This window comes from Roseomonas sp. AR75, assembly GCF_005222815.1.
Lineage (GTDB): Bacteria > Pseudomonadota > Alphaproteobacteria > Acetobacterales > Acetobacteraceae > Falsiroseomonas.
The window spans coordinates 152493-165911 of the sequence record NZ_STGB01000002.1 but is presented as its reverse complement, the minus strand read 5'-3'; the positions used below and the strand labels follow the sequence as shown (position 1 = coordinate 165911).

General features: G+C 71.1%; 12 protein-coding genes. 11 read left to right on the top strand and 1 reads right to left on the bottom strand.

The genetic code is table 11. The features are described from left to right. Positions 1-31 precede the first annotated feature (31 nt). The 11 genes from E4T13_RS08665 to E4T13_RS08615 all read left to right on the top strand — a co-directional run bounded on the left by E4T13_RS08665 (position 32) and on the right by E4T13_RS08615 (position 11745). Entirely contained in the window at positions 32-895 is an 864-nt protein-coding gene (locus E4T13_RS08665) for an ABC transporter permease (protein WP_206030152.1), read from the top strand. After that, on the top strand, positions 895-1887 hold the full coding sequence (locus tag E4T13_RS08660) for an ABC transporter ATP-binding protein (RefSeq protein ID WP_137177892.1): 993 nt from the start codon (positions 895-897) through the stop codon (positions 1885-1887). The genes E4T13_RS08665 and E4T13_RS08660 overlap by 1 nt, the downstream gene beginning before the upstream one ends. Next, entirely contained in the window at positions 1884-2927 is a 1044-nt protein-coding gene (locus E4T13_RS08655) for an ABC transporter ATP-binding protein (RefSeq protein ID WP_137177891.1), read from the top strand. The genes E4T13_RS08660 and E4T13_RS08655 overlap by 4 nt, the downstream gene beginning before the upstream one ends. Before the next feature lie 153 nt (positions 2928-3080). Continuing rightward, positions 3081-4421, top strand: a complete 1341-nt coding sequence (locus tag E4T13_RS08650) for a class II 3-deoxy-7-phosphoheptulonate synthase (RefSeq protein WP_240791046.1) — start codon at positions 3081-3083, stop codon at positions 4419-4421. Then, positions 4418-5575: a nicotinate phosphoribosyltransferase gene (locus E4T13_RS08645; protein ID WP_137177889.1), complete on the top strand. Its 1158-nt coding sequence runs from the start codon at positions 4418-4420 to the stop codon at positions 5573-5575. The genes E4T13_RS08650 and E4T13_RS08645 overlap by 4 nt, the downstream gene beginning before the upstream one ends. Beyond that, entirely contained in the window at positions 5572-6468 is an 897-nt protein-coding gene (locus E4T13_RS08640) for a DMT family transporter (protein ID WP_137177888.1), read from the top strand. The genes E4T13_RS08645 and E4T13_RS08640 overlap by 4 nt, the downstream gene beginning before the upstream one ends. A 49-nt stretch (positions 6469-6517) precedes the next feature. Then, on the top strand, positions 6518-6919 hold the full coding sequence (locus E4T13_RS08635) for a hypothetical protein (RefSeq protein WP_137177887.1): 402 nt from the start codon (positions 6518-6520) through the stop codon (positions 6917-6919). 75 nt (positions 6920-6994) lie between these two features. Next, a complete protein-coding gene (locus E4T13_RS08630) occupies positions 6995-8002 on the top strand; it encodes a succinylglutamate desuccinylase/aspartoacylase family protein (RefSeq protein ID WP_137177886.1) in 1008 nt (335 codons plus the stop codon). Beyond that, the gene (locus E4T13_RS08625) at positions 7999-8796 is read left to right on the top strand and encodes an enoyl-CoA hydratase/isomerase family protein (protein ID WP_170984886.1); all 798 of its coding nucleotides are present in this window, start codon (positions 7999-8001) and stop codon (positions 8794-8796) included. Before E4T13_RS08630 ends, E4T13_RS08625 begins: the two co-directional genes overlap by 4 nt. Before the next feature lie 40 nt (positions 8797-8836). Beyond that, positions 8837-10003, top strand: coding sequence for an acetyl-CoA acetyltransferase (locus E4T13_RS08620; protein ID WP_137177884.1), 1167 nt, complete (start codon positions 8837-8839; stop codon positions 10001-10003). A 533-nt stretch (positions 10004-10536) separates the two neighbouring features. Beyond that, a complete protein-coding gene (locus E4T13_RS08615) occupies positions 10537-11745 on the top strand; it encodes a hypothetical protein (protein ID WP_137177883.1) in 1209 nt (402 codons plus the stop codon). A 6-nt stretch (positions 11746-11751) separates the two neighbouring features. On the opposite strand, the gene E4T13_RS08610 is transcribed toward E4T13_RS08615, so the two are convergent. Beyond that, positions 11752-13419: a DEAD/DEAH box helicase gene (locus E4T13_RS08610; protein ID WP_137177882.1), complete on the bottom strand. Its 1668-nt coding sequence runs from the start codon at positions 13417-13419 to the stop codon at positions 11752-11754.

Sequence of the window (13419 nt, the reverse complement as noted above, 5' to 3'; positions counted from 1 at the left end):
GCTGCCAGCCGGCGTCGCCGCCGCGACGCCGATGCCGGACATCATGCCGCCGGTGAAGCGGCGCAAGGGCTTCGTCGGCTTCCTGTGGCGCAACCCGACCATCGCCATCGGCGGGTTCCTGGTGCTGCTGATGGTCTGCGTCGCCATCTTCGCGCCCTGGCTCGGCACCAAGGACCCCACCGCGCTGGCGCCGGCGCTGCGCACGCGCGAGCCCTCCGCGCAGTGGTGGTTCGGCACGGACATGCTGGGGCGCGACGTCTATTCGCGCGTGCTCTACGGCACCCGCGTCTCACTGACGGTCGGCTTCTCCGTGGCGATCTGCGCCTCCCTGATCGGTCTGGTGATCGGGCTCATCTCGGGCTTCATCCGCGTGGCGGATGCGATCATCATGCGAATCATGGACGGGATGATGTCCATCCCCTCCATCCTGCTGGCGATCGCGCTGATGGCGCTGACGCGCGGCAGCGTCGGCAACGTGATCCTGGCCATCACCATCGCGGAGATCCCGCGCGTCTCGCGCCTGGTGCGCGGCGTGGTGCTGTCCCTGCGGGAGCAGCCCTATGTCGATGCGGCGGTCGCGGCCGGCACGCGCACGCCGATGATCATCATCCGCCACATCCTGCCGAACACGCTGGCGCCGCTCACCGTGCAGGCCACCTACATCTGCGCCAGTGCGATGATCACCGAAGCGATCCTGTCCTTCATCGGCGCCGGCACGCCGCCGATCATCCCCTCCTGGGGCAACATCATGGCCGAGGGCCGCGCGCTCTGGCAGGTGAAGCCCTACATCGTGTTCTTCCCCGCCGTGTTCCTCTCGATCACGGTGCTGGCGGTGAACCTGCTGGGCGACGGCCTGCGCGACGCGCTCGACCCCCGGATGGCAAAGCGACTCTGATGGCCCTGCTCGAAGTCGACAACCTGCAGACGCATTTCCGCACGCCGGACGGCATCAACCGCGCAGTGGACGGCGTCAGCTTCCACGTGAACGCCGGCGAGACCCTGGCCATCGTCGGCGAGAGCGGCTGCGGCAAGTCCGTCACCGCCATGTCGATCCTGCGCCTGATTCCGGAGCCGCCGGGCAAGATCGCCGGCGCGATCCGCTTCAACGGGCGCGACCTGCTGACGTTCTCCGACAAGGAGATGCGGGCGATCCGCGGCAACGAGATCAGCATGATCTTCCAGGAGCCGATGACCAGCCTGAACCCGGTGCTGACCGTCGGCCGGCAGATCGGCGAGACGCTGCGCCTGCACCAGGGCCTGTCGAAGCAGCAGGCCGAGGACCGTGCGGTGGAGATGCTGAACCTCGTCGGCATCCCCGAGGCGAGGCGGCGCGTGCGCGAATATCCGCACCAGCTCTCGGGCGGCATGCGCCAGCGCGTGATGATCGCCATCGCGCTTGCCTGCAATCCGAAGCTGCTGATCGCGGACGAGCCGACCACCGCGCTCGACGTGACGATCCAGGCGCAGATCCTGGAGCTGATGCGCGACCTGAAGCATCGCGTCGGCGCCGCCATCGTGCTGATCACACACGATCTCGGCGTGGTCGCCGAAGTCGCGGAGCGCGTGGTGGTGATGTATGCCGGCAAGAAGGTGGAGGAGGCGGCGATCGGCCCGCTGTTCCGCTCGCCGCGGCATCCCTACACGCAGGGCCTGCTCGGCTCGATGCCGAAGCTCGGCTCCTCCCTGCATGGGGAGGAGACGCGGCTGGCCGAGATCCCGGGCCTGGTGCCGAGCCTCAAGCAGAAGATTCCGGGCTGCGTCTTCGCCAGCCGCTGCCCGCACACCACCGATCTCTGCCGCAGCGTCGCGCCCGCGCTGGAGGAAAAGGCGCCGGGCCATGTCGCCGCCTGCCACTACGCCCTGCGGACGGAGGCGATGGCCGCATGAGCACCCCGGTCCTGCAGGTCAACGACCTCAAGAAGCACTTCCCGCTGCGCGGCGGCTTCTTCGGCGGCACCACCGGCTATGTCTACGCCGTCGACGGCGTGTCCTTCGACATCGCGAAGGGCGAGACGCTGTCGCTGGTCGGCGAGTCCGGCTGCGGCAAGTCCACCGTCGGCAAGGCGGTGCTGCGCCTGTTCGACATCACCGGCGGCCAGGTGATCCTGGATGGCGCGCGCATCGACGACATGGCGTCCGGCACGCTGCGGCCGATGCGCCGGCGCATGCAGGTGGTGTTCCAGGACCCGTTCAGCTCGCTCAATCCGCGGATGCGCGTGCGCGACATCCTGGCCGAGCCCATCCGCAACTTCGGCCTCGCGAAGGATGGCGCGGAGCTGGAGGCGAAGGTGGCGGGGCTGATGGACAAGGTCCGCCTGCCGCGCGATGCGGTGAATCGCTGGCCGCACGAATTCTCCGGCGGCCAGCGCCAGCGCATCGGCATCGCCCGCGCGCTGGCGGCGGAGCCCGACCTGATCATCTGCGACGAGGCGGTTTCCGCGCTCGACGTCTCGGTCAAGGCGCAGATCGTGAACCTGCTGCAGGATCTGCAGAAGGAACTCGGCCTGGCGATGCTCTTCATCAGCCACGACCTCGCGATCGTGGAGCACATGACGCATCGCGTGGCGGTGATGTATCTGGGCAAGATCGTGGAGGTCGCGCCGAAGCGCAGCCTGTTCTCCGCGCCGAAGCACCCCTACACCGAGGCGCTGCTTTCCGCCGTGCCGGTGCCCGAGCCTGGCGCGGCGCGGGAACGGATCATCCTGAAGGGCGACGTGCCGAGCCCGATCAACCCGCCCAAGGGATGCCGCTTCCACACCCGATGCCAGTACGCGTTCGACCGCTGCCGGGTCGAGGAGCCGCCGCTGCGCGCGGTGGCCGATGCGGTGGGGGAGGGGCACATCGCCGCCTGCCACCTGCATGACCTGCCGGCCGCGGACAATCCGCTCTCCGGGTCCAAGGGCGCCGCGCTGCTGGCGGCGGAATAGGGAAGGGATGCAAGGGGGCGCCTGCCCGGCGCCCCACCCCCGCGAATCCCGCGATTTGCCAAGCTCCGCGGCCCCGCTATGGTCCACTGGCCAGAGTGGAGCACGGTGGAAGATATGCCTACGCGCGCGTGGAGCCCGGAATCCTGGCGGGCCATGCCGATCCGTCAGGTCCCCGACTATCCCGACCAGGCCGCCCTCGCGGCCATGGAGGCGAAGGTCGGCCGATTTCCGCCCTTGGTTTTTGCAGGTGAGGCGGACCGGCTGAAGGCGCATCTCGCCAAGGCCGGGGACGGCAGCACCTTCGTGCTGCAGGGCGGCGATTGCGCGGAGAGCTTCGCCGAATTCCACGCCAACACCATCCGCGACACCTACCGCGTGCTGCTGCAGATGGCGGTCGTGCTGACCTTCGGCGCCTCCCTGCCGGTGGTGAAGCTCGGCCGCATGGCGGGCCAGTTCGCCAAGCCGCGATCTTCCGACACGGAGACGGTGGGTGAGACCACGCTGCCCTCCTATCGCGGCGACATCATCAACGGCCCGGACTTCACCGCGGCCGCGCGCATCCCAGATCCGGGCCGGATGGAGTTCGCCTATCTGCAGTCGGCGGCCACGCTGAACCTGCTGCGCGCCTTCTCGACCGGCGGCTATGCGGACCTGCACGAGGTGCATCGCTGGAACCTCGACTTCGCGAAGCGCAGCCCGCTGGCCGGCCGATACGAGGACCTGGCCGTCCGCATCGACGAGACGCTGCGCTTCATGGGCGCCTGCGGCATGTCCGACCTGCCGCAGGTGCGGGAGACGGAGTTCTACACCTCCCACGAATCCCTGCTGCTGCCTTTCGAGGAAGCGATGACGCGCCAGCCCTCGACGCATCCGGGCAAGTGGTATGCGTGCAGCGCGCACTTCCTGTGGATCGGCGATCGCACCCGCCAGCCCGAAGGGGCGCATGTCGAGTTCATGCGCGGCATCGCCAACCCGATCGGCATGAAGGTCGGGCCGAGCATGGAGCCGGACGAACTGGTCAAGCTGACGGAGGTGCTGAACCCCGCGAACGAGAAGGGGCGGCTGACGCTGATCTCCCGCATGGGCGCGGACAAGGTGGGGCAGAAGCTGCCGCCGCTGCTGCGTGCCGTGAAGAAGGCGGGGCGCAATGTGGTGTGGCTCTGCGACCCGATGCATGGCAACGGCTCCAAGGCCGGCGCCTACAAGACGCGCAGCTTCGATGCGATCCTGGCGGAGGTGAAGGGCTTCTTCGACTGCCACGCAGCCGAGGGCACCATCCCCGGCGGCGTGCATGTGGAGATGACCGGCCAGAACGTCACCGAATGCCTCGGCGGCGCGCACAAGCTGGTGGAAGCCGATCTCGCGCGCAACTACGCGACCTTCTGCGACCCGCGGCTGAATGCCGAGCAGTCGCTGGAACTGGCCTTCCTGATCGCGGAGGAGCTGAAGGCCCGCCGGCCCGGTTCGGCGGTGCCTGCCCAGGCCGCGCAATGAGCGACGGACCCGCGGCGATCGACGACGCCTCGATCGCCGCGCGCACCGACAGCTACTTCAACCGCACCAAGGCCATCGTCAGCCGCTTCGGCGATTGCCGCGTCACCTATGCGGTGTTCCTCCGCCGGCCCGTGATCTCCGCCCCTCGGCTGGCGACGGATTGGCTGCAGGCGGTCGCGCAGCAGCGCGGCACGCGCTTCGACATCGAGGTGATGCACGAGGAAGGCGCCTGGGTCGGCGCCGGCGATCCGATCTTCTACCTCTCCGGCAGCTTCGTGCAGCTCGTCGACCTCGAGACCATCGTGCTGCAGAAGCTCGGTGCCGCCTGCGTCGCCGCGCACAACGCCTACCAGATGTGCTGCGAGCTGCCCGGCGTGGCGTTCCTGGCGATGGAGGCGCGGCACTGCGCCGGGCAGGAGATGCAGGCGATGATGGCCTATGCCGCCAGCGTCGGCGGTGCCGCGGCCCGGCGCGAGGGCGCAAAGGGCTTCATCGGCAACGCCAACGACGCCACGGCCCACTGGTTCGGGCCCGGCCGCGGGCGGGGGACCATGCCACACGCCCTGATCGGCTATGCCGGCTCCACGCTGCGCGCCGCGGAGATGTTCCACGAGACCTTCCCCGACCAGGACCTGACCGTGCTGACCGACTATTTCGGCCGCGAGGTCACGGACGGGCTGGAGGTCTGCCGCCGTTTCCCGGAGCTTGCCGTGGCGGGGCGCATGGCGGTGCGGCTCGACACCCATGGCGGCCGCTTCATGGAGGGGCTGGACCCCGCCGAATCCTACGCCGTCCTGGAACGCCACGCGCCCCAGGCCGTCCGCCGCTACCGCAGCGAGACGGAGCTGCGCCACCTGGTCGGCACCGGCGTCTCCGCGGCGGCGATCTGGCGCATGCGCGAAGTGCTGGACGAGGCCGGCTTCCCGAAGGTGCGCATCGTGGCCTCTTCCGGCTTCGGCGTGCAGAAATGCCGGGTGATGGCGGAGGCCAAGGCGCCGATCGACGTGGTCGGCACGGGCAGTTTCATCCCCGATGCCTGGTCGGAGACCTACGCGACAGCCGACATCGTGGATTATGACGGCCAGGCGCGGGTGAAGGTGGGCCGCGAGTTCCTGCTGCGCCACCACGGCGTGCGCAAGCGCAACGGGGCATGAGCCTCGCGATTCCGGGGGACGCGGCGCGGGAAAGGCGCATCGGCTACGCATGCGCGGTCGCGGTGCTGTTTGTCTGGGTGGGCTTTCTCCTGGCGGCGCGGCTTTCCGTGAAGCAGGCGATGACGCCCTGGGACGTGGCGGCGCTGCGCTATGCCGGCGCTTTCGTTGGTGCGGTGCCCCTGGCCATGCTGCTCGGCTGGCCGCGCCTGCCGCCCCGGCGCGCCGCTGCCATCGTCGCCACGGCCGCGTTCGGCTTCCCGCTGTTCTGCTATGCCGGGCTGGTCTTCGCGCCGACCTCCCATGCCGGGGTGATGAATGCGGGGATGCTGCCCTTCCTGACGGCGGCGCTCGGCGTGGCGTTCCTGCACGAGGCGTGGACGCGCCGCCGCGGCCTCTCTCTCGCGGTGGTCCTCGCCGGCGTGGTGCTGCTGGCCTTCGACACCTTCGGCGGCCATCCCGGCGCCTGGCGCGGCGACCTGCTGCTGCTCTCGGGCTCCTTCTCCTGGGCGGTGTACACCACGCTGGTGAAACGCTGGGGCATCACGGCGCTGGAGGCGACGCTGACCGCCGCCTTGTTCGCCGCGCCGCTCTACCTGCCGGTGTGGTGGCTGCTGCTGCCCTCCAACCTTGCCGCGGTGCCGCTGGGCGTGGCGGCGTTCCAGTTCGTCTACCAGGGGTTCTTCGCGGTGCTGCTGGCCGGCTTCCTGTTCACCCGCGCGGTCACCGCGCTCGGCGCGCCGCGCACCACCACCATCACCGCGCTGGTGCCGGCCATTGCCGCACTCGCCGCCTGGCCCCTGCTGGGGGAGGCGCTGGGCGCGGCGGGGCTGGCGGGCGTGGCGCTGGTCTCGGCCGGGATGATCCTCGGCGTCGCTGGCCGGGACGTGCGTTGACGCGCCACGCCGCCCGGCCGATCACGCGGAACGGCTTGGAGCAGGACGGATGAGCGACAGCGACGACGAGGAAGACCCGATCTTCGCCGAGGCGATCTCGGCCCCCGCCGGGCTGGCCGTGCGCATCCTCGACCTGTCCGGCGCCAATGGGTCGGACCCGGTCGAGGTGGTGACGGGCTTCCGCAGCATCGCCCACGCCAACGCCTTCGCGCGCCGCTATGTGCGGGACAGCATCGAGCGCTGCCGCAGCGGCGGGATGGATGCCGAGGCGGTGCTGGAAGCCTGGTTCGCCTATGGCGAGGATGCCGAGGTCGTCGGCGCCGGCGACGATGCCTGGCGCAGCACGGCGGAACTGCACGCCTTCGCCGAGCATCGCCTGGACGACGCGGAGGAGCGCAACTGGCGCGTGCTCGATCCCCGGCGGGAGGAGGAGGACGAGGAAGAGGAGTAGCGGCGTAACCCGCGCGCGCCGCTTGACCCCGCCTCCGCCCCGCCCGACCCTGCCGCGACGGGGAACGGAAACGCCATGCGCAGCACGCTCAGTTGCGAGATCGACCTGGACGCGCCGGGGAAGCGCCATGGCTTCCTGCGCCTGCCGCATTCCACGCATGAAAGCGCCTATGGCTTCATCCCGATCCCCATCGCGGTGATCGCGCATGGCAGCGGCCCGACCGTGCTGCTCGTCGCCGGCAACCATGGCGACGAGTACGAAGGCCAGATCGCGCTCGGCCGCCTGATCCGCGAGATCGACCCGGCGCAGGTGCAGGGCCGGCTCATCATCCTGCCCGCACTGAACTTCCCTGCCGCCCGGGCCGGTCGGCGCACCAGCCCGATCGACGGCGGCAACCTCAACCGCCTGTTCCCCGGCGACCCCGAGGGCGGCGTGACGCAGCAGATCGCCTATCACGTGACGGAGGCGCTGCTGCCGCTGTGCAGCAGCGTGATCGACCTGCATTCCGGCGGCTCCTCCCTGATGTACACACCCTCCGCGCTGATCCGCCGGGGCGACGACAAGGCGCTGTTCGCGCGCGGCGTCGCGGCGCTGAAGGCGTTCGGCGCGCCGCATTCCTACATCGTCATCCCCGGCACCAATGGCGGGCGCACCCTGTCCGAGATCTGCTTCCAGCGCGGCATCCTGCATCTCGGCACGGAGCTCGGCGGCGGCGGGCATGCGACGCCGCACGCGATCCGCATCGCAGAGCGCGGCATCGCGGGCGTGCTGCGCCATCTGGAAGCGGCCGACCTGCCCTGGGACGCGGGCGGCGCGGCACATCGCACGCGCATCCTCGATGTCGGCGGCGCCGACTACTACGGCTACGCGCCCGATCCCGGCGTGTTCGAGCCGCTGGCCGCGCTCGGCGAGGAGGTGCGTGCGGGCCAGCCGGCCGGGCTGATCCACCACACGGAGACACCCTGGCGCGAGCCCGCGCGCGTGAATTTCGCGCGCGACGGCGTCGTGCTGGTGAAGCGCTGGCCCGGCATGACGGCGCGCGGCGACTGCCTGTTCCACCTCGGCACGGATAGCGGATTGTGAGCGACGAAAACCCTCTCCTCGTCCAGCGCGACGGCGCGGTGGCGCGCCTGACGCTGAACCGCCCGCATCGCCGCAACGCGATGAGCGAGGCGATGGTGACGCGGCTGGATGCGGTGCTGGCGGAGCTGCGCGCCGACAGCGCCGTGCGCGTCGTCGTCATCGGCGGCGCGGGCGGGCATTTCTGCGCAGGCCTGGACCTGACCGAGGTCGGTGCGCCGAAGAGCCCGGAGGAGAAGCTGGCCGAGCAGCAGGCGCGCAACCGCCGCACCGGCGCCCGCTTCCAGGCCATCGCGGACCTGCCGCAGGTGGTCATCGCGGCGGTGGAGGGCAGCGCCTTCGCCGGCGGCCTCGGCTTCGTCTGCGCGGCCGATATCGCGCTCGCTTCCGGCACGGCGAAGTTCTGCGCGCCGGAGGTGCGGCGCGGCCTGGTGCCGGCGCAGATCCTGCCCTGGCTGGCGAAGCGGATGGGCCGCAGCACCGCGGCGCGGCTCTGCCTGCAGGGCAACGTGATCGACGCGGCGGAGGCGCTGCGCATCGGCCTGGTGCATGCCGCGGCCCCGGATGCGGAGGGGCTGTCGCGCCTGCTCGATCTCACCATTGCCGATGTGCTGGAGGGCGCGCCGGGTGCGCTGGCCGAGACCAAGGGGCTGATCGCAGCCCTCGGCGCGGTGCTGCCGGCGGGCTATGCCGAGGCCGGCGCCGACGCCTTCGCCCGCCAGGCCGCCGGACCCGAGGCGGCGGAGGGCATTGCCAGCTTCAAGGAACGCCGCAAGGCCGATTGGTCCCGGCGCTGACCAACCCCATCTGACCCGCAACCGCGGAAGGACACATGCCATGACCGCCTGCATCGTCGGCTGGGCCCACACCCCCTTCGGCAAGCTCGAGGACCCGGACATCGAGAGCCTGTTCGGCCGCGTGGCGATGGCCGCCATCGCCGATGCCGGGATCGAGCCGGCCGAGGTGGATGCCGCCTTCGTCGGCGTGTTCAACGGCGGCTTCTCCAAGCAGGATTTTTTTGCGTCCTTGCTTCTCCAGCATGTGCCGGAGCTGCGCTTCAAGCCGACCACGCGCTACGAGAATGCCTGCGCCACCGGCTCCGCCGCGATCCATGGCGCGATGGATTTCCTCGCCGCGAAGAAGGGGCGCTTCGCCCTGGTGGTGGGCGCCGAGAAGATGACGGCGACGCCGACCGCGGAGGTGGGCGAGATCCTGCTGTCGGCCAGCTACCGCAAGACGGAAGGCGAGATCCCCGCGGGCTTCGCCGGCGTCTTCGGCCGCATCGCCGAGGCCTATTTCCAGCGCCATGGCGACCAGTCCGACGCGCTGGCCGCGATCGCCGCGAAGAATCACAAGAACGGCGTCTCGAATCCCTACGCGCAGATGCGCAAGGACCTCGGCTTCGCCTTCTGCCGCGCCGAGAGCGAGAAGAATCCCTTCGTCGCGCGGCCGCTGAAGCGCACCGACTGCTCGCTGGTGTCGGACGGCGCCGCGGCGCTGATCCTCACCGACGAGGAGACGGCGCGGAGCATGGCCAAGGCCGTGCGTTTCCGTGCCGCGGTCCAGGCGACCGATTCCATGCCCATTGCGGGCCGCGACATCGTCCGCTTCGAAGGCGCGCGCGCGGCCTGGGGCCGCGCGCTGGACGCCGCGGAGCTCACCTTGCAGGACCTCTCCTTCGTCGAGACGCATGACTGCTTCACCATCGCCGAGCTCATCGAATACGAGGCGATGGGCCTGACGCCGGAAGGGCAGGGGGCGCGGGCGGCGCTGGAAGGCTGGACGGCAAAGGACGGCAGGCTGCCGGTGAATCCTTCCGGCGGGCTGAAGTCGAAGGGCCACCCGATCGGCGCGACGGGCGTCTCGATGCATGCCATGGCGGCGATGCAGCTCACCGGGCAGGCCGGCGACATGCAGTTGCCGAAGGCCGACCGCGCGGGCGTCTTCAACATGGGTGGCGCGGCGGTGGCGAATTACTGCTCCATCCTGGAGCCCCTGAGGTAGCCTTTCAGCCGAGCAGCCCGGCACGACGGCGGAGGGAAGGGCAGGCGGCGTCGTCCTGGCTCGATGGCCCGAGGCGCAGGCGGATCTTCCCATACAGGAGCGCCGCCCCGCCATCCCGTGCTCTGGCACGACCCTTGCTATCCTATCAATTGTCATGCGGCGGGCCTCGCCCGTCCCTGGCAGCTTAGCCTTCCTCAACCTTGCCTCGGGCCGGTCCGAAAGGATCGGCCCTCTTTTTTTGCGCTTCGGCCCAGCAAGGCTGATGCGCCGACCCTGTCCGAGAAAGCGTGTTCGCATTTTGCGAGGCAATTTCGGAGGCAATCGCGCAGACTCGATAAAGGCCGATGCGCGCGCAAGGAAAAAATTCTTGCCCGCCTCGGCCTTGCCTGCTATCGCTGCATCCGCCTCGGGCCGGACTCCGTCCGTCGCCGGGTGGTCATGCCGCCCTGCCATCCCCGAAGCTCGCTCCCCTGCCAGCCCCCCGGCGCACGGCCCATTCCGGCCGTGCCGTTCCGCGCCCTGGAGACGCCCCGATGAGCCTGATCGCGCTTCCCGCCCTGCTCGGCGTGCACGCCGGCATGTCCGTCGCATCGCCCGAGGAGGGCGTGCTGATCTCGGAGGGCGCGATCCATGCGCCGCTCGCCCTGCTGCGCGCGCAGGTCAATTCCCGCGCCACCGCCTTCGGCAGCGACGACGCGACCATCCAGGCCTTCGGCGCGGATGTGCCGCGATTCTCCGGCTCCGGCGCCCGCCTCGTGGTCGAGGGGCAGCGCACCAACGACATCGTCGACCCGATCGATTTCACCAGCGCCGGCGGCTGGACGACGCAGAGCGGCGGCAGCGGCAGCGCCCCGGTCGTCACGCCGAACTACGGCGCGATTGCTGCGCCCGATGGCAGCTTCACGGCCACCCGGCTGCAACTCGACCGCGGCCCTGGCACCGCCAGCACGGATTTCTCCGGCTTGCAGCGCAGCACCTCCACCAGCGCGGCGCGCCATGTCTGGATCCGCACGCTGGGCGGCACGGCAAGCGTCCAGATCGGCACCACCTCCACCACGGCCGGCTCGCAATCCAGCGTGGACGCCACCTGGCGCCGGCTCGGCGTCAGCGCCGGCGGTGCCCTCCACCGCATCATGCTGAACGGCGGCGCGGGGAACAGCGCCACGGCGGACCTGCTGGTCTGGGGCGCTAGCAGCGAAACCAACTCTGCCTTCCCCTCAACCCTGGTCCTGCCGCCGGTCGGCCTGGCGCAGGCCAGCACGCGCGGCGCGGACCTGGTGAATGCCAGCCTCGTCGCGCTCGGCCTGCCCGCAAGCTGCGCCTGCACGGTGCTGTGGTCCGGCCGGCTGCCGCAGCTTCCCACCGGCACCGGGCTGACCATCCTGCAGATCGACGACGGCACCAACACGGTGCGCTGGGTGGTCGACAAGCAGCCGGCCAACGGCAACATCCGGATCTACGGCACGGGCTCGACCAGCGTGCTGAGCGGCACCGCGACGGTGAACGCGCCGCTGCGCCTGGCGCTGGCCATCGACGGCGCGGGACGCGCCGCGGCAAGCCTGAACGGCGGCGCGGTTGTGGCCGCCACCGGCGGGCCAAGCGCCGGCTTCACGACCTTCAGGCTCGGCACCAACGCCTCCGGCAGCCTCGGCATGTTCGGGGAGACCGCCTATCTCCGCGTGATTCCCACGGTGACGGCGGATGCGGACCTGCCCGCCGCCTCCCTCGTGCTGCCAGGGTAAGCGCGCTCAGCGCCGCGGCGGGGGCGCGGGGCGCCGCTTCAGCGGGCGGGCGCCGGGCGCTTCCGGTGCCTGCATCGGCGCGATGTGGATGTTCTCGTCATCCGCATCGTGGCGCCGCGCCGCGGCGGCGAAGCGCGCGGCGGCCCAGGGCGCGATCTCCACGCGCGTCTCGCGCTCCATCACCTGGATGCGCCCGACCTCCTGCCGCGTCACATGGCCGCGGCGGCAGAGGAAGGGCAGCAGCCAGCGCGGATCGGCGTTCTGCGAACGGCCGACGCTGAGCCGGAACCAGGCGCCCTCGCCGCCGCTGCCCTCGCGCCGGTCGCGTTGTTGCGGCGGGCCGCGTGGCGCGGCGGGTTCGGGTGGCTCGATTTCCTCCGGCGCCGGCAGCGCGGCGCCGAGCGCGCGCAGCAGCGCGGCCGCCACCGCCTCCGCGCCCTTCGCCTCCAGCACGCGCCGGCCGAGCGCCATCGGTTCCGCCTCGTTCGTCGCGGTGCCGGCGGCCTCGATCGCCTGCTCCACCAGGCGCTCGTTGTCGCGCGCGCGGATCTGCTCGGCCGAGGGCGGTGGGCCCCATTCGGCCTGGATGCGCGCGGCGGAGAGCAGGCGGTCGGCTTCGCGACGCCGGTTCGCCGGCACCAGCAGCACGGCCAGCCCCTTGCGCCCCGCACGGCCGGTGCGGCCGCTGCGGTGCTGCAGCGTGTCGCGGTCGCGCGGCAGTTCCGCATGCACGACCAGGCCGAGCTCCGGCAGGTCGATGCCGCGCGCTGCGACGTCCGTCGCGACGCAGATCTGCGCGCGCCGGTCGCGCAGCGCCTGCAGCGCGCGGTTGCGTTCCGCCTGGGTCAACTCGCCGGAGAGCGCGACGGCGTTGAAGCCGCGTTCCGTCAGGTTGCCGTGCAGCCGGTTCACCGCGGCGCGGGTGGCGCAGAAGACGATGGCGCGCTCGTCATGCCATCGCAGCACGTTTACCAGCGCGCGCTCGCCTTCGCGCGGCGGCACGACCACGGCCTTGTAGGCGATGTCGCCATGCTGCCCGCCCTCGGCCGTCGCGGCGATGCGCAGCGCGTCGCGCTGGTAGCGCTTCGCGAGGGAGGCGATCTCCTTCGGGATGGTCGCCGAGAACAGCAGCGTGCGCCGCGTCTGCGGCGTGACGTCCAGGATGGCTTCCAGCTCGTCGCGGAAGCCCATGTCCAGCATCTCGTCGGCCTCGTCGAGCACGGCGGCCTTCAGCCCAGTGAGCTCGAGGTTGCCGCGTTCCAGGTGGTCGCGCAGGCGCCCCGGCGTGCCGACGACGATATGCGCGCCGAGGTCGAGCGCGCGGCGCTCCGCGCGCGGATCGGTGCCACCGACGCAGGCGACGACGCGCGCACCGGCTTCCGCATAGAGCCAGGCGAGCTCCGCCTGCACCTGCAAGGCGAGTTCGCGCGTCGGCGCGATGGCCAGCGCCAGCGGCACGCGTGGCGGCCCGACGCGCTCGGACCCGCCGAGCAGTTCTGGCGCCAGCGCCAGGCCGAAGGCGACGGTCTTGCCGGAGCCGGTCTGCGCGGAGACGAGCAGGTCGCGCCCGGCCGTCTCCGGCGCCAGCACGGCCTGCTGCACGGCGGTGGGCTCGGCATAGCCGCGCGCGGCAAGTGCGCGGGCGAGCGGGGCGGGAAGGTCGGGGAAGGGCAT